This window comes from Halobacillus amylolyticus, assembly GCF_022921115.1.
In the GTDB taxonomy this organism is placed as follows: Bacteria; Bacillota; Bacilli; order Bacillales; family Halobacillaceae; genus Halobacillus_A; species Halobacillus_A amylolyticus.
Window position 1 is genome coordinate 1,440,001 of the sequence record NZ_CP095075.1, and the last position, 19,845, is coordinate 1,459,845.

Annotated in this window: 18 protein-coding genes, 2 rRNA genes and 1 pseudogene (1 of these 21 only partly in view); 7 read left to right on the forward strand and 14 right to left on the reverse strand. The window is 41.3% G+C overall.

Annotated features, from left to right (window positions below; translation table 11 throughout):
- The 3 genes from MUO15_RS07560 to MUO15_RS07570 form a co-directional block, all read right to left on the reverse strand.
- Positions 1-587 (reverse strand): 23S ribosomal RNA (locus MUO15_RS07560) (it extends 2,334 nt beyond the left edge of the window).
- A 234-nt stretch (positions 588-821) separates the two neighbouring features.
- A 16S ribosomal RNA gene (locus tag MUO15_RS07565) occupies positions 822-2,387 on the reverse strand.
- Together the 16S and 23S rRNA genes form the textbook arrangement of a ribosomal RNA operon.
- A 390-nt stretch (positions 2,388-2,777) precedes the next feature.
- Positions 2,778-3,653 (reverse strand): nucleotidyltransferase-like protein, encoded by an 876-nt coding sequence (locus tag MUO15_RS07570; protein ID WP_245034909.1) that lies wholly within the window; start codon positions 3,651-3,653, stop codon positions 2,778-2,780.
- 133 nt (positions 3,654-3,786) lie between these two features.
- Between MUO15_RS07570 and MUO15_RS07575 the strand changes: the two genes are divergently transcribed.
- On the forward strand, positions 3,787-4,164 hold the full coding sequence (locus MUO15_RS07575; RefSeq protein WP_244752243.1) for a YgzB family protein: 378 nt from the start codon (positions 3,787-3,789) through the stop codon (positions 4,162-4,164).
- An 87-nt stretch (positions 4,165-4,251) separates the two neighbouring features.
- Here the strand turns inward: MUO15_RS07575 and perR are convergent, their stop codons facing one another.
- The 6 genes from perR to MUO15_RS07605 form a co-directional block, all read right to left on the reverse strand.
- The gene (gene perR / locus MUO15_RS07580; RefSeq protein ID WP_396266327.1) at positions 4,252-4,695 is read right to left on the reverse strand and encodes a peroxide-responsive transcriptional repressor PerR; all 444 of its coding nucleotides are present in this window, start codon (positions 4,693-4,695) and stop codon (positions 4,252-4,254) included.
- Positions 4,696-4,821: 126 nt separating this feature from the next.
- On the reverse strand, positions 4,822-5,376 hold the full coding sequence (locus MUO15_RS07585; RefSeq protein ID WP_245034912.1) for a cob(I)yrinic acid a,c-diamide adenosyltransferase: 555 nt from the start codon (positions 5,374-5,376) through the stop codon (positions 4,822-4,824).
- 1 nt (position 5,377) lies between these two features.
- Positions 5,378-6,331, reverse strand: coding sequence for a D-2-hydroxyacid dehydrogenase (locus tag MUO15_RS07590; protein ID WP_245034913.1), 954 nt, complete (start codon positions 6,329-6,331; stop codon positions 5,378-5,380).
- Between the two features lie 33 nt (positions 6,332-6,364).
- Complete coding sequence (locus tag MUO15_RS07595; protein ID WP_245034914.1) at positions 6,365-7,474, reverse strand: aminopeptidase; 1,110 nt, start codon at positions 7,472-7,474, stop codon at positions 6,365-6,367.
- A 114-nt stretch (positions 7,475-7,588) separates the two neighbouring features.
- Complete coding sequence (gene bcp / locus MUO15_RS07600) at positions 7,589-8,050, reverse strand: thioredoxin-dependent thiol peroxidase (RefSeq protein WP_245034916.1); 462 nt, start codon at positions 8,048-8,050, stop codon at positions 7,589-7,591.
- Between the two features lie 65 nt (positions 8,051-8,115).
- Entirely contained in the window at positions 8,116-8,523 is a 408-nt protein-coding gene (locus tag MUO15_RS07605; RefSeq protein WP_245034918.1) for a potassium channel family protein, read from the reverse strand.
- 47 nt (positions 8,524-8,570) lie between these two features.
- Here MUO15_RS07605 and MUO15_RS07610 point away from each other — a divergent pair.
- The 6 genes and pseudogenes from MUO15_RS07610 to MUO15_RS07630 all read left to right on the forward strand — a co-directional run bounded on the left by MUO15_RS07610 (position 8,571) and on the right by MUO15_RS07630 (position 13,984).
- Positions 8,571-9,269 (forward strand): annotated as a pseudogene (locus MUO15_RS07610) (response regulator transcription factor).
- Positions 9,266-10,267, forward strand: coding sequence for a sensor histidine kinase (locus tag MUO15_RS07615; protein ID WP_245034920.1), 1,002 nt, complete (start codon positions 9,266-9,268; stop codon positions 10,265-10,267). Before MUO15_RS07610 ends, MUO15_RS07615 begins: the two are co-directional and overlap by 4 nt.
- 116 nt (positions 10,268-10,383) lie before the next feature.
- On the forward strand, positions 10,384-10,827 hold the full coding sequence (locus MUO15_RS21885; protein WP_318036203.1) for an ABC transporter ATP-binding protein: 444 nt from the start codon (positions 10,384-10,386) through the stop codon (positions 10,825-10,827).
- Positions 10,828-10,845: 18 nt separating this feature from the next.
- Positions 10,846-11,280: a hypothetical protein gene (locus tag MUO15_RS21890; protein WP_318036204.1), complete on the forward strand. Its 435-nt coding sequence runs from the start codon at positions 10,846-10,848 to the stop codon at positions 11,278-11,280.
- A gap of 122 nt (positions 11,281-11,402) precedes the next feature.
- Entirely contained in the window at positions 11,403-12,698 is a 1,296-nt protein-coding gene (locus MUO15_RS07625; RefSeq protein ID WP_245034921.1) for a glutamate-1-semialdehyde 2,1-aminomutase, read from the forward strand.
- A gap of 218 nt (positions 12,699-12,916) precedes the next feature.
- Complete coding sequence (locus MUO15_RS07630; RefSeq protein WP_245034922.1) at positions 12,917-13,984, forward strand: FUSC family protein; 1,068 nt, start codon at positions 12,917-12,919, stop codon at positions 13,982-13,984.
- 357 nt (positions 13,985-14,341) lie between these two features.
- Here MUO15_RS07630 and MUO15_RS07635 read toward each other — a convergent pair whose 3' ends face one another.
- The 5 genes from MUO15_RS07635 to mutY form a co-directional block, all read right to left on the reverse strand.
- Positions 14,342-16,114 (reverse strand): ABC transporter ATP-binding protein, encoded by a 1,773-nt coding sequence (locus MUO15_RS07635; protein ID WP_245034924.1) that lies wholly within the window; start codon positions 16,112-16,114, stop codon positions 14,342-14,344.
- Between the two features lie 60 nt (positions 16,115-16,174).
- Positions 16,175-16,702, reverse strand: coding sequence for a nucleoside tri-diphosphate phosphatase (gene ntdP / locus MUO15_RS07640; RefSeq protein WP_245035901.1), 528 nt, complete (start codon positions 16,700-16,702; stop codon positions 16,175-16,177).
- 193 nt (positions 16,703-16,895) lie between these two features.
- Complete coding sequence (locus tag MUO15_RS07645; protein ID WP_245034926.1) at positions 16,896-17,078, reverse strand: gamma-type small acid-soluble spore protein; 183 nt, start codon at positions 17,076-17,078, stop codon at positions 16,896-16,898.
- A 164-nt stretch (positions 17,079-17,242) separates the two neighbouring features.
- Positions 17,243-18,274 (reverse strand): C40 family peptidase, encoded by a 1,032-nt coding sequence (locus MUO15_RS07650; protein ID WP_245034928.1) that lies wholly within the window; start codon positions 18,272-18,274, stop codon positions 17,243-17,245.
- Between the two features lie 439 nt (positions 18,275-18,713).
- Positions 18,714-19,799 carry an A/G-specific adenine glycosylase gene (gene mutY, locus MUO15_RS07655; RefSeq protein WP_245034929.1) on the reverse strand — a complete coding sequence of 362 codons (1,086 nt, stop codon included), beginning with the start codon at positions 19,797-19,799 and terminating at the stop codon, positions 18,714-18,716.
- Between the last annotated feature and the right edge of the window lie 46 nt (positions 19,800-19,845).

Genomic DNA, 19,845 nt, shown 5'->3' on the forward strand with positions numbered 1-19,845 from the left:
TGGGCTCCGACTACTTGTAGGCACACGGTTTCAGGATCTCTTTCACTCCCCTTCCGGGGTGCTTTTCACCTTTCCCTCACGGTACTGGTTCACTATCGGTTACTAGGGAGTATTTAGCCTTGGGAGATGGTCCTCCCGGATTCCGACGGAATTCCTCGTGTTCCGCCGTACTCAGGATCCACTCCGGAGAAAAGAAGATGTCGACTACAGGGCTCTTACCTGCTCCGGCTGATCGTTCCAGATCGATTCATCTATCCTCTTTTTTTGTAACTCCAAAGGAGTGTCCTACAACCCCAGAAAGCAAGCTTTCTGGTTTGGGCTGATTCCGTTTCGCTCGCCGCTACTTGGGAAATCGCGTTTGCTTTCTCTTCCTCCGGGTAATGAGATGTTTCAGTTCCCCGGGTCTGCCTTCCCTTACCTATGTATTCAGTAAAGGATCCTGCTCCATTACGAGCAGGGGGTTTCCCCATTCGGAAATCTTCGGTGCATAGCCTACTTACGGCTTCCCAAAGCATATCGGTGTTAGTCCCGTCCTTCATCGGCTCCTAGTACCAAGGCATCCACCGTGCGCCCTTATTCACTTAACTATTATCGTCGTGAAAAGACGTTAAAAAATTGATGTTTGATGTCTTGTCATCCCGTGTCGTCCTCTATCAAAAGAAGATCGCCACGTTCTGATTAATCTTATCCAGTTTTCAAGGTTCACATTGAAAGATCGTTTGATCTCTCAAAACTGAACAACCAACCATGTGCGTCTTCCGTATGCGGCAGCTTCCCGGTGTTCTCGTAAGAGAAAGGGGTTGCCTTGCATAGTTCCTTAGAAAGGAGGTGATCCAGCCGCACCTTCCGATACGGCTACCTTGTTACGACTTCACCCCAATCATTGGCCCCACCTTCGGCGGCTGGCTCCAAAAAGGTTACCTCACCGACTTCGGGTGTTGCCAACTCTCGTGGTGTGACGGGCGGTGTGTACAAGGCCCGGGAACGTATTCACCGCGGCATGCTGATCCGCGATTACTAGCGATTCCGGCTTCATGCAGGCGAGTTGCAGCCTGCAATCCGAACTGAGAATGGTTTTATGGGATTTGCTACACCTCGCGGCTTCGCTGCCCTTTGTACCATCCATTGTAGCACGTGTGTAGCCCAGGTCATAAGGGGCATGATGATTTGACGTCATCCCCGCCTTCCTCCGGTTTGTCACCGGCAGTCACCTTAGAGTGCCCAACTTAATGCTGGCAACTAAGATTAGGGGTTGCGCTCGTTGCGGGACTTAACCCAACATCTCACGACACGAGCTGACGACAACCATGCACCACCTGTCACTTGGTCCCCGAAGGGAAGACCCTATCTCTAGGGCGGTCCAAGGATGTCAAGACCTGGTAAGGTTCTTCGCGTTGCTTCGAATTAAACCACATGCTCCACCGCTTGTGCGGGCCCCCGTCAATTCCTTTGAGTTTCAGCCTTGCGGCCGTACTCCCCAGGCGGAGTGCTTAATGCGTTAACTTCAGCACTAAGGGGTGGAAGCCCCCTAACACCTAGCACTCATCGTTTACGGCGTGGACTACCAGGGTATCTAATCCTGTTTGCTACCCACGCTTTCGCACCTCAGCGTCAGAGACAGACCAGAGAGTCGCCTTCGCCACTGGTGTTCCTCCACATATCTACGCATTTCACCGCTACACGTGGAATTCCACTCTCCTCTTCTGTCCTCAAGTTCCCCAGTTTCCAATGACCCTCCACGGTTGAGCCGTGGGCTTTCACATCAGACTTAAGGAACCGCCTGCGCGCGCTTTACGCCCAATAATTCCGGACAACGCTTGCCCCCTACGTATTACCGCGGCTGCTGGCACGTAGTTAGCCGGGGCTTCCTCGTTAGGTACCGTCAAGGTACCGCCCTGTTCGAACGGTACTTGTTCTTCCCTAACAACAGAACTTTACGATCCGAAGACCTTCATCGTTCACGCGGCGTTGCTCCGTCAGACTTTCGTCCATTGCGGAAGATTCCCTACTGCTGCCTCCCGTAGGAGTCTGGGCCGTGTCTCAGTCCCAGTGTGGCCGATCACCCTCTCAGGTCGGCTACGCATCGTTGCCTTGGTGAGCCGTTACCTCACCAACTAGCTAATGCGCCGCGGGCCCATCTGTAAGTGATAGCCAGAAGCCATCTTTTACCTTCCCCTCATGCGAGAGAAAGGATTACCCGGCATTAGCCCCGGTTTCCCGGAGTTATTCCGATCTTACAGGCAGGTTGCCCACGTGTTACTCACCCGTCCACCGCTCATTCCACAAGCGTCACCCCGAAGGGGGTCTGCTTGCTTCCTGCGCTCGACTTGCATGTATTAGGCACGCCGCCAGCGTTCGTCCTGAGCCAGGATCAAACTCTCCATAAAAGTTGAGAATGACTTGCTCATTTGCACACCGAATGTGCTTGTTTGAATTCTCTCTATATAATAGAAAGAATAATTTGACGTACTGGTTGGTTCGTTCAGTTTTCAAAGATCAAAAATGTTGTTTGTCGCTCCAAAACAGCGACTCAATAAATATATCATGATGATTAAGTTAAGTCAATAACTTTTTTCATAATTATTTTGTTGATTTGTGTGTCTGTCGCGTTTGCTTTGTGCGACGTTTAATAATATACCACGCTTATAAAATATGAGTCAATACATTTCATCAAAAATTTATAAAACACTTCTAAGTTGAAATCAATTAGTAACTTGATTCATGTAAAAAACCCCCTCTTATCTTAGATAAGAAAGGGTGAACACTCCAGTTTAGGATTAGCTTAGCGGAGCTGCTTGATACATTCGATGATAAATATTTGCACCTTTTGTTTCCTGTTGTACAACTTCAATGAGTCCTTTATCTACCAAGTACTCAACCATAGACGACAGATCAAGTGCATACTCTTGAATTTCAGGGTGGATCTTAAGCTCACCAAATGACCACGGCCCCTCCTTACTATCTATTAGCAAAAGCAAATGTTTCGCACTTGTTCGAGACCTTACACTAATGGCATGCTCAACAGCAAGAATCAACAACTGAACTCGTTTATTGGTTTCCTCTTTACTCTCAATGAGCTCTTGGTAAAGCTTATACACTTCAGGTTCTATTCTTCTTACCTGATTCCATACGGTGACTTCTGGATGGAATCCTTTTTCAATAATCGCTAACCTGGCTAGATAGTGTAGAGAGTGGACCATTCGACTGAATGCATCGAGGTATTGTTCCGATTCAAACAAATCTTTAGATTCACTATAACTCCTTATTAATTTAGCAAACTCAATCGCTTTCTTTAAGTCCCTTGTTCGTGTAGGGAAAGATCTTAAGCGTTCTTTTAATTCCGTTACATAATCGTTTCGTTCAAATATCACCGTTCCATTGATCACCCACTCCACTGCTCTTCGATAAGAGCTCGTATCGATCCACTTTTGCAAAAGGATTTCATCTACAATGTGCATGGCAGCGGATTGATCATCAAATTCATAATGCTTTACATACCAAGGGTCTTTTGCATCTTTAACAATTATAAATAGAATGACATCAAAATTATCTGTTACGGGACTGTTTGGTTTCTTTTTTTCTAATATGAGAACTCCCATTGTGTTGGCCTGGCTTGCCCTCTCTTGATAAATCGGGCGCAATAAATCTTCCATTATTTATCCCCCAAATCGTTAATCGGTTCACTGTTTTATTCGATACTTTTTGCTAAAATCCTTTTTTCGAATTATATTTTAATAGGGAAAATATGCTATACTACGTTTGAAGAGTATGTAGGAGGGACTTTAAATGGCTTTAAAGTACAGCAGTAAAATTAATAAAATTCGTTCCTTTGCTTTTTGGTTAATATTCGCCGGCTTTGGTGTTATGTATATTGGTCTTTTGTTTAAAGAAACAGCATGGGCGATGGCTATCTTTATGATTTTAGGTATGGGATTCATCGGACTAAGTACAGTGGTGTACTTTTGGATTGGGATGCTATCAACGAGGACGATTCAAATTGTTTGTCCATCATGTGAAAAACCTACAAAAATGCTAGGTCGGGTAGATGCCTGTATGCATTGTAAACAGCCGCTTACATTGGACAAGTCACTAGAAGGTAAAGAATTTGATGAAAAATATAATTCAAAACGTTATAAGAAACAAGAAGCAGAGCATCAATCATAAAAATACTTACAACAAAAGGGACCTCTCACATACGGCAGAGGTCCCTTTTCTTATGTCATAAAAAACTGGAAGCTCATGCTTCCAGTTTCAGTGGGCTGTTTTCGCTTTACATTCTGAGCATGTTCCATAAACTTCCATGCGATGATGACTTACAGTAAATCCAGTCACCTGTTCAGCTAATGCTTCCACTTCATTTAACTTAGGATAGTGAAAGTCCACAATCTTACCACATGATTCACAAATAATGTGGTAATGATCGGAAGTATTACAATCAAAGCGGCTGGATGAATCTCCATACGTAAGCTCTCGCACCAATCCAATTTCTCTAAAAACGCGCAAATTGTTATATACTGTTGCGACACTCATATTTGGAAACTTGCTCTCCAAGGCCTTATAAATATCATCAGCTGTCGGGTGAGTCATTGCATTCAACAAGTATTCAAGCACCGCATGACGTTGTGGCGTAATTCGAACCCCGGAGCTTTTAAGTGTATCAATCGCTTCTTGTAGTCGTTGTTCAGACACCGTCATGCACCTCGCTTTCATATACTAACTTTTTTGAATTAGAAAATTATTAAATTAGAATCTTTATAATTAGTTTAACCCGTCGATAAAGGTATTGTCAATCATATCATTATCCGAAAAGGCTCATTCTGGTTACACATCCGGGTGCAATGGCAGCTCTTTTCCGCCCAGATGCTGATTGACATATCTTGCTGCTACAAATAACAAGTCAGACAATCGATTCAAATACGACACAACTAGCGGATTGACTCCCTCATCTAATCCAACAGCTGTACGTTCAGCCCTTCTTACGATCGTGCGTGCCATATGCAGGCCGGCTGACGCTTCATGACCAGAAGGCAGGATAAAGTTATTTAATTCTGCTAAACTAGCATCCCACTCATCAATATATTGTTCAAGATCATCAATATGCTCTTTTTTCAATTCCCAGGTCACTTTTTTTCCAATCGGTGTAGCTAGTTCAGCACCGACGTGAAACAGAATCGTTTGTATTTTTTGCATGGAGGTGAGGAAAGCTTCTTTCTCTGTCCAGTCTTCACGCACTAAATGGCTTAAAGCCACCCCAATAGCCGAATTGGCTTCATCACATGTACCATACGCTTCTACTCTTAAATCATTTTTTGAAACACGGTCTCCATAAATCAATGAAGTCTTTCCTTTGTCTCCCGATCTCGTATAAATACGCATGTTAATACCCCCGTTTAGGATCAATAAGATTGTCCATCTCTTCCCTCTTATTCAAAAAGGCATGTAGGTTTCTTTCAAAAATTTCAAATCCACGTGGTAAATATTGTGGAGTTATCCCCGACAAATGCGGGGTGACAGTCACTTTTTCTTCGTCCCAAAATGGATGGTTCTCGGGAAGAGGCTCTTCCTCAAACACATCTAAAACGGCATGACTTATTTGATTTTCGTTAACAGCTTGCAAAATAGTGTGTGAAGCAACCAAGTCTCCTCTTCCCATGTTCAAAAAGATCGCGTGTGAAGGGATCAGCTGAAAATGTTCTTCTTTAAGAAGATAGTTTGTTTCCTTTGTGCTGGGCAATACGGCGACGACTACATCACTTTGCGACAAGGCTTCCTCCATCCGATCCACTGAATAGGTTTCATCAAAATGAGGTTTAATGCTTCCAGACTTCGATACCCCGATCGTCTTCATTCGAAACGCTTGTGCCAAACGAGCTGTTTCTTGTGCAATCGCACCCGTCCCTAGCAATACCATCGTTTGCCCATTAATTTCTCTCATAGGTGTGCTTCGGTTCCATTGATGGTCCTGTTCAGCTTGAACCAGAGCTTTTGCCTGTCTAGACACTTGAAGAATCATCGAAATGGCATATTCGGCCATCGGAATTGCGTGAATGCCTCGGACATTCGTTACAAGGATGTTCCGCCTGGCAATGTCTTTGAACGGCATTCGGTCCATTCCAGCAGACAAAACCATGATCCACTTAAGCCCTGCTGCTTCATCTAACAGTTCAGGTGTGACATCTTCCCCGAATGTAATCAGCACATCCGCTTCCTTTATATGCTGTCTGCCCTCCTTCATTCCGTGACAAAAGTAAAATTCCACTTCTCCAAATTTCTTTATTAACCGTTCTTTTATCTCATCCGGTACTCGTTTAATCACTGATACGACCCGCATAACAACACCTCTATCTCCATTTATCATTGAACTTTATTTTAATTGGCCAGGATTTAATCCTTGTAATTCTTCTTTCACAAATAATCCATTGTCCCTGATTAGTTCACCGTCAAAATAGACTTGTCCACCGCCATATTCAGAACGTTGGATTAAGACCATATCCCAATGGACCGCTGAATCATTCCCATTTTCAGCTTCATCATAGCATTGGCCTAAAGCTAAATGAATGCTGCCAGCAATCTTCTCGTCAAAGAGAATATCCCCCATAGGTTCAGTAATCATCGGATTAAGACCTAATGCAAATTCACCGATAAATCGCGCTCCTTCATCGGCGTCAAGGATCTTATTAAGTTCCTCTGTCTTATCTGCCACAGCCTTCACTACTTTTCCATGTTTAAACGTTAACGTTACATCCCGAAACGTCACCCCTTGATAAGGGCTTGGGGTGTTATAGCGAATCGTTCCATTGACACTATTCTTGACAGGTGCTGTGTACACTTCACCATCAGGAATATTCCTGTTCCCTGCACACATTACGCTAGGTATTTTTTCAATCGAAAAAGTTAAATCAGTTCCTTTACCAGTTACTCGTACCTCGTTCGTTTCGTCCATTAGTTTAGAAAGCGCAGTTTGTGCTTCGTTCATTTTACTGTAATCGATTGTACAAACATCTAGCAGGTAATCAGCATAGTCATCATAAGACATCCCTGCTTTTTGTGCAGCTGCTCTCGTTGGATAATTAAGCAGTACCCACTTCCTTTCTTTTACGACGAATTCATTGGCTGGTTTCATTTCCTTCATCGCCATTTGAAACTGTTTAGCTGGAATGCTGCTCAACTCAGCATCATTCTCCTCCCCGATAATTTGGATGAACGCATCGATATCTTGATTCCTCTCAATTTTCCACTTGTTCGTTTTTGAAAAAACTTCCTGCGAGGCATGTGATACCCACAGACTCATGAGTTCGTCATCATCAATTTCGTAAAAAGCGTGTGCTCCCCTCTCGTGTAGCCTTTTGATCAGTTCTTTTATTAGAGGCTTTGTGTTCACCTGGCCTTGAACCATCACTTTCTCGCCCTCTTTAATCTCTAATGAATGGGATAGTAGAACATCAGCCAACTTCTTTAATCTAGGATTCTTCATATGTACGCCTCCCTTTCCTATCACTCCCTCTTTATCATTCTGTACACCGGCTTGATTTCCCTTCTTTAAGCAACAAAAAAACCGTGATAGACGGATCTATCACGGTTTAATTCGCTATGCTAAGTTTTCACGGATATATTGCAGGGCAGATTCTACGTGACCCTCCACTTTAACCTTGCGATAATCTTCAGCTAAGTTCCCTTCTTTGTCAATAATGAAAGTGGAACGTTCAATACCATAGGTTTCATTCTTCTTCAGTTTCCAAACACCGTACTCTTCGGCCACCTTATGATCTTCATCAGCAAGAAGCAAGAAAGGCAATTCATGCTTATCAATGAATTTCTTATGACTATCGATCGGATCCGGGCTTATTCCAAGAATTACTGCATCTAACTCCTCGAAGCTTTCGTGTTGATCACGAAAATCGCAGGCCTCTGTTGTACAACCTGGTGTCATATCTTTTGGATAAAAGTAAAGCACTACATTCTTGCCTTGATAATCTGATAGCTTCACGGTTTCCCCGCTACTCGCTGTCAATTTAAAATCAGGGGCTTTTTGTCCAGCTTCTACTGTCATTCTTGAATCCCTCCTAATGAGTATCTCTATTTAGGATATCATGATCCATTTATAAACTTCCACTATCAAGAATCTCTAGAATTCTGCCAAACCTTAGCTACAATTGCTGCAGGCAGCGTGTAACCTATTAAAGCTTCGAACACAGCAACTAAACGCCCCCATCCGATCGGCATAAGATCCCCATAGCCAACCGTAAATAATGTGACACCACTAAAATAAACACCACGTGCAACTTCTTTCGTCCACGAGTAGGGGAACACACCCGGGGACTGTGCAAAGATGATTAATCCCTGATAGGAGAGCGTGGCATAAATAATACCAAATCCAACCATTATAATCGTGTACAATAGAAGAAGAGCAAAAAAGATTTGCCCAGAAAATGTCCGATGTTCCACTTCAAGTGATGTTAACAACTGCCGTAAACTGCCTGCAATCAACAAAAGAATCAGGAAAGCAACAACTATGGTAAACACCGTAGATACACTCCCTTTATACAAGAAGCAAGAAAGGTGGATACTTCATGAAAATTTTTATAGTAGAGGATGATCAGAAAATTGCTATGCTGCTCGCCCAGTTCCTAGAGAAGTATGGTTATCAATCTCATGTGGCTAAGCAATTTGACCAAATCCAACAGGAATTCCTTCGGGTGAATCCACAGCTTGTATTACTCGATATTAACCTTCCTCGATTTGATCGATTTTACTGATGCCGCCAAATCCGTACACAATCGAACTGTCCTATCTTGTTTATTTCTGCAAGAGATTCCGGAATGGACCAAGTGATGGTAATAGAGAATGGCGGCGATGACTACATAACCAAACCATTTGATAACGATGTTGTATTAGCAAAAATAAAAGGATTAATTCGTCGTGTTTATGGGGAGTATGCTGAAGCGAAACAAGCATCTGTGATCGAGTTTAACGGATTGACACTTAATTTTTCCTCGATGGAGGCTGTCCACCAGTTTAAAAAAGTTACGCTTACTCAAAAAGAATTTGTTTTGTTAAAAGAATTCATGGACAAACCTGGCCAAGTTCTAACACGCGATCACCTGCTTGAGCTGCTCTGGGATGATATGAATTTCGTCGATGATAATACGTTAACCGTTAACATTACGCGAGCCAGGAAAAAACTTGCGGATATCGATGTAGGACAGGCGATCGTGACGGTAAGAGGAACAGGATATAAGCTCGCCCATCAATGGCAGGTAAAATCATGAAACTATTTATATTAGACAAACTTCCGCTTATACTTTTTTATTATGTAATGACTTCACTGTTTATGCTTGTGCTGAAATTAGCAACCATGAACGTAAACAGTCCACTGCCGAGTGAAAATATTTTTTATTTATTTATCCTTGCAACCCTGGGATTAGCTGCATTCCTAGGTTGGCAATATAGCAAGCAACGCCAATTCTACCAGCTAGATTCTTCTAAAGATGATTCTCTAGAAGATTTAAGCTGGCTGCCTGAGCCTTTTGATCACAGATCAGCGCTATTAAACAATCGTTATTACACCCAGCACCATTTTTATCAAAATCGACTGGAAAGGGAAGATCAAAAGCGACAGCAGCATGTCCACTTCGTGCAACAGTGGGTCCATCAAATGAAAACCCCTTTGTCCGTTATGAAGCTTGCATTAAATCAGGAAAAGAATACGGTGAGTACTGAATTTTATAGAAGCATGGAAGAAGAATATGAAAAATTGCAGCTTGGTCTAGACCTTGCGTTGTATCAGGCGAGAATGGATCGCTTTGATCGTGACTTTTTAGTTGAAAAAGTAAATATAAGAGAACTGGTGCAAACGGCCATCAGAGACTTCAAATCATCCTTTATACGTAATCGTGTATATCCTGTCATTGAAATAGATGATGGAATGATTGTAGAAACGGATGAAAAATGGATGCGATTTGTCTTTCAACAATTGACGGCCAATGCGATTAAATACTCCTCTGAAACGAAAAAACAAATGACCTTTGCAGCTCGAATGGTAGAGGCTACTGTGGAGTTTACTTTGGTTGATCCTGGTGTTGGTATACCTAAGCAAGACCTCACTCGTGTGTTTGATCCATTTTTCACAGGGGAAAACGGGCGTCACTTTCATGAGTCAACAGGAATGGGATTGTATTTATCAAAAGAAATTTGTGATCAAATCGGGCATGATTTTAGCATTGAATCCACAGAGGGGGAAGGTACCTCCGTCCAGATCGTTTTCTAACCCCATTCTTACAAAATTGTAAGCTAAAACAGATAAATTGAAAGGTAATTCGATGGGTAATTGCTGATTTCCCTTCTATACTTAAAGCAGATTAATGACAACAGGAGGTTTTATTAATGTCTGTTTTAATAGCAGAACAAATAACAAAAACATACGGAAGTAAACGGGGAATCAAGCATACAGCCATTGACCACTTAGATTTGAAGATTAGGAAGGGCGAATTCTTAGGTGTCATGGGGCCTTCAGGAAGCGGAAAAACAACCCTTCTTAATCTTCTTTCTTCTATTGATAAACCGACATCTAGAACGATTGAAGTCAACGGTAAGCAAATCTCCACTCTATCTACGAACCAATTAGCCAAGTTTAGACGTAAGGAAATGGGATTTGTGTTTCAAGATTTCAATCTCTTAAATACGTTAACCATCGGTGAAAACATTGTCCTTCCGCTTACACTAGCCGGTATGCCTGTTAAAGAAATCGAGAAAAAGCTTGCTGCTGTAACTAAAAGATTGGGTATTGATACGATTCTAAGAAACCGCACCTATGAAGTTTCAGGCTGACAAAAGCAGAGGGTTTCGATGGCGCGTGCCATCATCCATGACCCAGCAATCGTTTTTGCAGACGAGCCAACAGGAAACCTTGATTCCAAATCATCTAAGCAAGCCATGGAGTCATTGGTTTCTATACATGAAAAAGATGAATCAACAATTATGATGGTTAGTCATGACGCCTATGCTGCAAGCTTCTGTGAACGGATCCTATTTATAAAGGATGGGAAACTGTCTACAGAGATCCACCGCGGAGATAACAAACAGATTCTGTTTTTATTTATGATTCCCTTCGCTGTAGCCGTCGCCCATGCAGGATTCGCCTTTTCTGCCTTGCAGAGCATGCTCGCAGCCTCCGTCCTATGGCCAAGCATCATCATACTAAGCGTATTTCTCATTATACACACTATCAACTTCCTAATCATCAGACGCATCTACATCAATAAAATAGCAACCGTCATGTAGACAGATTATTCCACCTCAGGTCATCCATTTTCTGGATGACCTGAGGTACCTTTCTTTTCCTTTCATTCTTTTGTTTTAAGCGTGATACAATGTGGTGGATGGAATGAATTGGAGGGAAGATCATGAATTTTGCTAAATCTGAACAGTTTTATGAAGAAGCCAAGCAGCATATCGTAGGTGGAGTCAACTCTCCATCGCGCGCGTATAAAGGTGTGGGCGGTGGAACCCCCGTCTACATGGAACGTGCTGAAGGCGCCTATTTTTATGATGTTGATGGACAAAAATATATCGATTACCTAGGTGCATACGGTCCGATCATTACTGGACATGCCCACCCACACATAACGGATGCAATAACAAAAGCAGCCCAAAAAGGTGTATTGTATGGAACACCGACAGTCCTTGAAAATACCTTCGCCAAGATGCTCAAGGACGCTATTCCATCATTAGATAAGGTGCGCTTCGTCAACTCAGGAACAGAAGCGGTCATGACGACAATCCGTGTCGCCCGTGCCTATACCGGCCGCAACAAAATCATTAAATTCGCCGGCTGTTACCATGGACATTCTGACTTAGTGTTAGTAGCTGCTGGCTCAGGGCCATCTACACTTGGCACTCCAGATTCTGCAGGTGTCCCCACTTCGATTGCTCAGGATGTCATCACAGTTCCATTCAATGATATTGGACCTTTTAGAGAAGCACTCGAACGTTACGGTGATGAAATAGCTGGTGTACTGGTCGAACCCATTGTTGGAAATTTCGGCATCGTGGAACCTAAGCCCGGCTTTTTAAAGGAAGTAAACGAACTTACTCACCAAGCTGGCGCACTAGTTATTTACGATGAAGTCATTACCGCCTTCCGTTTTACATATGGAAGTGCTCAGCAGATCATCGATGTTGAACCAGATATGACAGCAATGGGCAAAATTATCGGCGGCGGCTTACCCATAGGTGCTTACGGCGGACGGACCGATATTATGGAACAGGTCGCCCCTTTAGGTCCTGCCTATCAAGCAGGTACAATGGCAGGAAATCCGGCCTCCATGTCTGCCGGAATCGCTTGTCTTGAAGTTTTGCAACAAGAAGGCGTATATGAGGAAATGGATAGGCTGGGTGCATTATTAGAAGATGGGATCCAGCAACATGCCCAAGCTAACAATATTCAAATGACGATCAATCGACTAAAAGGTGCACTTACCGTCTATTTCACCGATCAAAAAGTCGAGAACTATGAGCAAGCAGAACAAACGAACGGGGAGCAATTTGCAAGGTTCTTCAAGCTAATGCTTGATCAAGGGATTAACTTGGCCCCTTCTAAATATGAAGCATGGTTTCTAACAGCAGCTCATACAGAAGAAGACATTAACGAAACACTCAAGGCCGTCAAACATACATTTGAAACGATGGCACAAGAGTGAGCAATTTCCTAGTCGGCCTTTGAACTTTTCAAAGGTCTTTTTTTATAAAAAAACCACCTATTTATATGTCATGCACACTGAGCTCTAGTGCATAGCCTTACCGTATGTCCGATTAACACTGATCATGCACGGGTACGATAGTAAAAATATCTCTTTCATATAATGAAAACTATGGTATATAATGATTTAGATTAAGCAAAGGTTAGGATGATTGTTCAATGAAATTAGGTGCACGAATGATGAAAACAGGATTAGCTGTAGCAGTAGCCCTGTATGTAGCTGAATTACTTGGCTTCGTGTCTCCACTTCTAGCGGCGATTGCTGCCTTGTTTTCTATTCAGCCATCCATTTATAGATCGTACCAGTCGATTGTAGAGCAGATTCAAGGAAATTTAATTGGGGCGGCAGTAGCGATTATAGCTGTGTTCACACTGGGGAACGATCCATTTGTTGTGGCCTTCGCGATTATCATCGTTATTGGTTTCACCATGAATTTAAAAATGAACGAAAGCACGATTTCATTGGCTGCCGTAGCTGTTGTTGCCCTTATGGATTCCACCGACCTAACCTTTATTTACTTTGCAGGTTCTCGTTTGAGTTCATTATTATTAGGGATCTTAGCCGCATTCACTGTCAATCTTGTGTTTGTGCCGCCACATTATGAAACACGACTTTTCACACGAATTGATGCGACTACAACGGATATCCTGCAATGGCTGCGGGTAACAACAAGACAACTGTCAGATGAACCAGCATTAAAATATGAAATCACTCGCATCCAGGATAACTTCCGCTGGATCGATCACACTTACTTGTTATATTCTGAAGAACGGACCTATTTCAAAGGAAAACGGTTTGCTAAAGGGAGGAAGCTTGTACTGTTCAGACAACTTATCACGACAACTAAGAAGTCTTTTGATGTATTAAAAGCCTTTTATCGGCTTGATCATCGAATTGAACAGATTCCAAGTGAATTCCAGGATTCCTTAGTCAACGAATTAGACAAACTAATTAATGCTCATGAAAAAATCGTCCTCAGCTTAAAAGGACGAATTAAACAAACACATAAGCGATCCTTGAGAGAAATTGAAGAACCAAACATTCCTATATTAGTAGAGCAGTTGATGAAGGTGTATGAAGAAAATCATAACCCAGATAAACTTATCTTCCTCCCTTTAGCCTCACAACTAATGGAGTATCATTACCAGCTTGAAAAATTCAAGCGTTTATTAAAAAGTTATGATAAACACCGTCATCACAACTATATTCAAACAACTGAAAAATAAAGAAGGCGTTAGTTATTTTTATATAAATTTGGCTCAACTAAAGTGGCGGTATTATGGAATAACTCCTGTAAGGTCCCCGTCGCCAAATGAGGAGAAAGGGGGCCTAAAGGAGGCTCATCATACTCCCACGGATCGAGTCGTTTCCCCGGACCCTTTTCTCTACTCATAGCAACGGAACAGTTCTTCAACAAATTGGAGCTTTAATTTTTAATTAAATAGGACAATTTAAAACGCATGGATTTCATCATTATCCATGCGTTTTTGTATGCTATTTATATTGTGATTTAATCTACTTATTTTAGTTGCGATTTCCAATGTTTTTTACATTTCCTACTTACGTCAAATGACCTCCTTTTCTTATGTCCCCATATATTCTGTTTTATTATCATCGAGTTGCTGCACTTGGTAAAGATCATAATAATGACCTTTTTGGTTCATTAATTCCTTGTGTGAGCCAACTTCAACGATTTCACCATTCTCTATATGCACAATACGATCAGCATGAGTAATCGTTGCTAGGCGGTGGGCTACAATGAATGTCGTACGGTCAGATGCCAAACGTTCAAGCGCCGTTTGAATTAAACTCTCACTTTCCAAATCCAACGCCGAAGTAGCTTCATCAAGTACTAACAATGGCGGGTTTTTAAGAAATACCCTTGCGATAGCTACACGCTGCTTCTGGCCGCCCGATAGCTTAACGCCACGCTCTCCTACCAAAGTATCGTAACCATTCGGCAAGTTCATAATGAAGTCATGTGCATTAGCCGCCTTAGCTGCTTCAATCATTTCTTCTTCTGTAGCTTCAGGATCCCCCATCTTGATGTTCATCGCAATGGATTCACTAAAGAGAATGTTATCCTGAAGAACCATTCCCACCTTGTCGCGCAATGAACGTGCCTGCACATCACGAATATCTTTCCCATCAATTAATATTTGCCCACCCGTTACATCATAAAAACGTGGAATCAAACTAATCAATGTCGACTTACCCCCACCACTCATACCGACAAAAGCGATGGTTTCACCTTTTTCGATCTGAAGGTTTACGTTATTTAAAACTACCGGCTCATCATCACCATAGCTAAAAGTGACATCTTTAAACGTGACATCCCCATGGACATGCTCTAACCGCTTCGCATCCTCTTTATCAACAATATCGTATTTTGCGTCAAAGAATTCAAACACTCTATCCATGGAGGCTATGGATTGTGTTAATACCGTTGCAGAGTTAACCAAACGTCTTAGTGGATTATAGACAAGATCCATATATCCAACAAACGCTACCATTGTACCTACAGTTAGCGCACCCGTAATAACTTGGTATCCGGCAAAAGTAATTACGAGCAATGGTGCTAGGTCTGTAATTGTGTTGGTAACTGAATACGTATAAGCATTCCAGTTTGTGTGTTTGATCGCTTTATCTAAGAAATTTGAGTTTCGAACATCAAATTGTTTATGCTCATGATTCTCAAGGGCAAAGCTTCGGATAACAGGTACACCTTGAACACGCTCATGAAGATGACCCTGAACCTCTGCAAGTGCTTGAGAACGGTCACGGGTAAGCCTCCGCAAAGTAGCATAAAAGTATTTTACCGCAAATCCATAGAAAGGAAACAATGCAATAGATACGAGCGTCAACCAAGGATCAAGAGTAAGCATGATAATAATAGCAATAACTATGGTAAACATATCTAACCAAATATTCATTAATCCTGTGATGACAAACGTCTTTGTTTGTTCTACATCATGAATGACGCGAGAAATGATTTCACCCGTTTTCGTTTGTGAGTAAAATCGTAAGCTTAGTTTCTGAATATGATCAAATAACTTATCTCTTACATCATATAGCACTTTATTTCCGATCCATTGTGCCAAATACTGACGAGCGTATTCAATAGGCGGACGTAGGATGAAAAACACAAAAAATGCACCTCCCATCAGGAGAAGCAGTTGATCAATTTTCTCTGATTGAGCTAGTGATTCTGCATTAATAATGTCATCAATTACATATTTGATAATTAATGGCATCAATAGTGGAATGGAAAATTTAACGACTCCAATGAGTACGGTTAAAATGATTTTTCCTTTATAGGGTTTAACAAATTTTAAATATCGTTTAATACTATCCAAAGCACATCACCTAATTTCCTTCACCATAATTAAGCGCACCATAATAGTGCGCAAAAATAATTAACGATAAGTTAAGTACCGTTCATACCACTGATCAATAAATTCAGGTGAAAACGGACCTTTCCGCTGTCTTACCCACCGAACCAGTGTATCGACGTTATTGTATAAGATCCTGTCCAAAACATGAGGATAATTCATTTGATGTTTGTGTAATTCATATTCATCCTCATCAAGCAGTTTAAAGGTCATATCAGGAAATACTTTTACATCAAGGTCATAATCAATATATTTGATCATCTCACCCTCATAAATGAATGGCGAACTAATATTGCAATAGTAGTATACCCCATCATTTCTGAGCATACCGATTACATTAAACCAATGCCTTGAATGGAAATAACAAATAGCCGGCTCACGTGTAATCCATATCCGCCCATCACTTTCCTTTACCTTCGTTCGATCATTTGCTCCAATGATTACATTTCTTGTCCCTTTAAGTATGGTCGTACTCTCCCAAACACGATGTAACTGACCATTATGTTTATAACTTTGAATTTCAATTCGCTTACCTGAGGCCGGGCCGGGCATATTCATCTCCCCTTCCCTATTAATGTCCCGTGTCACACCTTCCATCTATTATAACGACAATTGATAATGAATGAAAACAATTGGGTTTACGCAAAATTTAATTCAATAAAAAGAAGCCGCCCACATTTGGACGGCTCCTCGGGAGTTTGATACAGGCTAACTAGCGGCCTGAGTAAGCTTAATCCATCTCAGATTACTTTTTATTAGCCTGAGATTGTTGATTTTGCTTGCGTACTTTTTGTGCATCAGTTTGCTCTGCTCCAAATTCAGTACCAAATTGACCCTGACCTTGGGCAGCTTGTTGGTTTTGCTTTTTAACTTGTTGTGCATTAGTACCAGCTGCTTGCTTACCTGCTTGTTTAGGTTGTTTAGCCATCATAATCACCTCCGCAAAAATTATTGTGCGCAGGTTTTATAATTTAATTCGTGCTTTTCCATATTTTTTTCGTTTTTTTTTCGGAAAATAAATTACCGTAAATGGAACATAAATAAAAAGAACGCCTCGCGAAAGGCGTTCTTTTAAAGAGAAAAGATTTATGATTAGAAGCGTTTTGCACCAATGTAACGTGGGCTCCAGTATGGGTTAGAAAGTGAGCTGATTTCTACACCACGGGAAGATCCAGCGTGGATGAATTGGTTTCCACCAACATAAATTCCTGCATGAGAAGCACCAGGCTTATATGTTTCAAAGAAAACAATGTCACCAACTTGTAGATTGGAAACACTCTCTAAGCGACTATCCGCATAAATGGAAGCCACTGTCCGAGGAGTGTTGATTCCCACTTTTCCAAATACGTATTGTAAGAAACCACTACAATCAAAACCTGCTGGTGATTCTCCACCCCATTGATATGGCGTGCCTAGATGTTTTTTAGCCTCTTCTATTAATCCGGAGTTTGAAACCTGAGTAGTCTGGGTATTAGAAGAAGTATCAACTTTATCCGTAAGTGCTGAACCCTTTAAGCTAAGTTTTTGACCAACGTAAATGATGTGGCCTGAGATGTTGTTCCAGCTTTTCAGTGAAGAAACACCTACACCAAAATGTGAGCCGATTTCAGATAATGTATCTCCAGGTTGCACTGTGTATGTTTTAACGTTCGCACTGGCAGTGGATACCCTGGAAGAACTTTGATTATTATTGGAAGAACTAGTTGAATTGCTTGTACCATTAATCGTCAGTTGATCACCTGTGATGATTAAGGAAGAACTCAAGTTGTTCCAATCCATCAAATTTCTAACAGATACGTTATATTCGCTAGCAATCTTTGATAGAGTATCTCCACTCTTAATTGTATATGTACTAGTATTTGAACCCGAATTGCTTGAAGTTGATTCGTTGGAAGAAGAACCATCTTTAGTTACAACTAGTGACTGACCTACATATATGATATGACTGTTAATGCTATTCCATGATTTAAGTTCTGAGACAGAAGAACCATATTTATTACTAAGATCCCAAAGTGTATCGCCAGATTCTACTTTATGTAATTCATCAGCAAAAACTGTAGTCCCCCAAAGTGATGCTCCGACTAAAGTTCCACCAACAGCAGTTGCTAAACGTTTTTTATTCATCGTAAAACCCTCTCTGTAATTTACTCTGTAATCTATTATTCATAAATAAGTTTTGGTTGTAAATAGCCCTAAACATGAATAATAGACTAGTAATCTATCATACCCCTTGATATGACAAGCTTCATCATGTTTCGTTACATTTAAATTACAGTTATGTTACATAAGCGCTTATATAGTCACTTTTTACCCTTCATCACCTATTAATCAGCATGAAATAGGCTGAAAAAGGTATAATATTAGGAAAGGCAAACGTAATATAATTATCTAAGTCGAAGAACGTCGAATAAGTTGGTTTTGGAAACCATAAAAAGTGATCGGATTGACACCTCAATGTGCAAAGTTTTATCACAAAAAATCAAACAAAAATAAAGTTTCACAGTGGTTTGAATCACCGTGAAACTTTATAAGACGGGGCAAATGTCCATTCAAAGAAGTATAATTATAATAAATGCCTGTGGATTTTCTGATGGGATACTGGGTATGGAAATGTATCGATTTTATCTTTTGATACAAACCTCGCATTTTGTCGATCAAGTTCTCCTTCGACAATAGTTGCCCGAACCACTTCCATCTCCCATATTAGGTGAGAAAAGACATGCTTCACATGGTCTATAGAGGATCCTAGTTCTATTTTCAGCCCATATTCACCAAAAAACCAATGCTTCATATCTTTTTTGTCTACGTCTGCCAAAGGAACCATTGGATATTGCCACATAGAGGCCAAAAGACCTTCATTCGATCTCTTTTCGATGAGTATATCCCCGTCCTGATTTTCAATAACCAGGGCTAGATAAGGAACTTTTTTTTGTTTTTTCTTCGATGACTTAATGGGAAGCTCTTCCTCAATTCCTTTAGCAAAAGCATGGCAATGATCTTGTACTGGACACAGTAAGCAAGAGGGAGATTTAGGTGTGCAGATCAACGCACCTAGTTCCATTAATCCTTGGTTGAATGCAGATGGGTTCTCAGCCGAAATAATTTCATTTATAAGAGCTTCAAATAATTTACGCGTGCCAGCCTTAGCGATATCATCTTCAATGTGCAGAATTCGGGATAAAACACGCATGACGTTGCCATCAACTGCAGGTTCTGGTTGATCATAGGCAATACTTAGGATGGCTCCTAGTGTATAAGGACCTACGCCTTTTAATTTTTTTAGTTCTTGCTTCTCATCTGGCACGATCCCTTCATAACTTTGAACAACTTCACGAACAGCGTTTTGCAGATTGCGCGCTCGGGAATAGTAACCTAACCCTTCCCATGACTTTAATACAGTCTGTTCATCTGCCACAGCCAAATCATAAGGAGTGGGAAAAAGGGTCATAAAATGATTAAAATATGGAATTACTGTATCAACACGTGTCTGTTGGAGCATAATTTCTGATACCCAGACACGATAGGGGTCTTGATTTTCTCTCCACGGAAGTGTTCGTTGCTCTCTTTTAAACCAATTAATTAACTGATCCTTGAATTGTTCCTGATTGAAATGTTCTACTATTTGAGGGACTCTTTCTTCTACTTTCATTCTAGATCATCCTTCGTGATACACTATAGATTGTCGCCCTTGCCAA

Coding starts and splice junctions, on each gene's coding strand:
- MUO15_RS07570 (WP_245034909.1), bottom strand. CDS start 3,653: ATGGAAGATTTATTGCGCCCGATTTATCAAGAGAGGGCAAGCCAGGCC.
- MUO15_RS07575 (WP_244752243.1), top strand. CDS start 3,787: ATGGCTTTAAAGTACAGCAGTAAAATTAATAAAATTCGTTCCTTTGCT.
- perR (WP_396266327.1), bottom strand. CDS start 4,695: ATGACGGTGTCTGAACAACGACTACAAGAAGCGATTGATACACTTAAA.
- MUO15_RS07585 (WP_245034912.1), bottom strand. CDS start 5,376: ATGCGTATTTATACGAGATCGGGAGACAAAGGAAAGACTTCATTGATT.
- MUO15_RS07590 (WP_245034913.1), bottom strand. CDS start 6,331: ATGCGGGTCGTATCAGTGATTAAACGAGTACCGGATGAGATAAAAGAA.
- MUO15_RS07595 (WP_245034914.1), bottom strand. CDS start 7,474: ATGAAGAATCCTAGATTAAAGAAGTTGGCTGATGTTCTACTATCCCAT.
- bcp (WP_245034916.1), bottom strand. CDS start 8,050: ATGACAGTAGAAGCTGGACAAAAAGCCCCTGATTTTAAATTGACAGCG.
- MUO15_RS07615 (WP_245034920.1), top strand. CDS start 9,266: ATGAAACTATTTATATTAGACAAACTTCCGCTTATACTTTTTTATTAT.
- MUO15_RS21885 (WP_318036203.1), top strand. CDS start 10,384: ATGTCTGTTTTAATAGCAGAACAAATAACAAAAACATACGGAAGTAAA.
- MUO15_RS21890 (WP_318036204.1), top strand. CDS start 10,846: ATGGCGCGTGCCATCATCCATGACCCAGCAATCGTTTTTGCAGACGAG.
- MUO15_RS07625 (WP_245034921.1), top strand. CDS start 11,403: ATGAATTTTGCTAAATCTGAACAGTTTTATGAAGAAGCCAAGCAGCAT.
- MUO15_RS07630 (WP_245034922.1), top strand. CDS start 12,917: ATGAAATTAGGTGCACGAATGATGAAAACAGGATTAGCTGTAGCAGTA.
- ntdP (WP_245035901.1), bottom strand. CDS start 16,702: ATGCCCGGCCCGGCCTCAGGTAAGCGAATTGAAATTCAAAGTTATAAA.
- MUO15_RS07645 (WP_245034926.1), bottom strand. CDS start 17,078: ATGGCTAAACAACCTAAACAAGCAGGTAAGCAAGCAGCTGGTACTAAT.
- MUO15_RS07650 (WP_245034928.1), bottom strand. CDS start 18,274: ATGAATAAAAAACGTTTAGCAACTGCTGTTGGTGGAACTTTAGTCGGA.
- mutY (WP_245034929.1), bottom strand. CDS start 19,799: ATGAAAGTAGAAGAAAGAGTCCCTCAAATAGTAGAACATTTCAATCAG.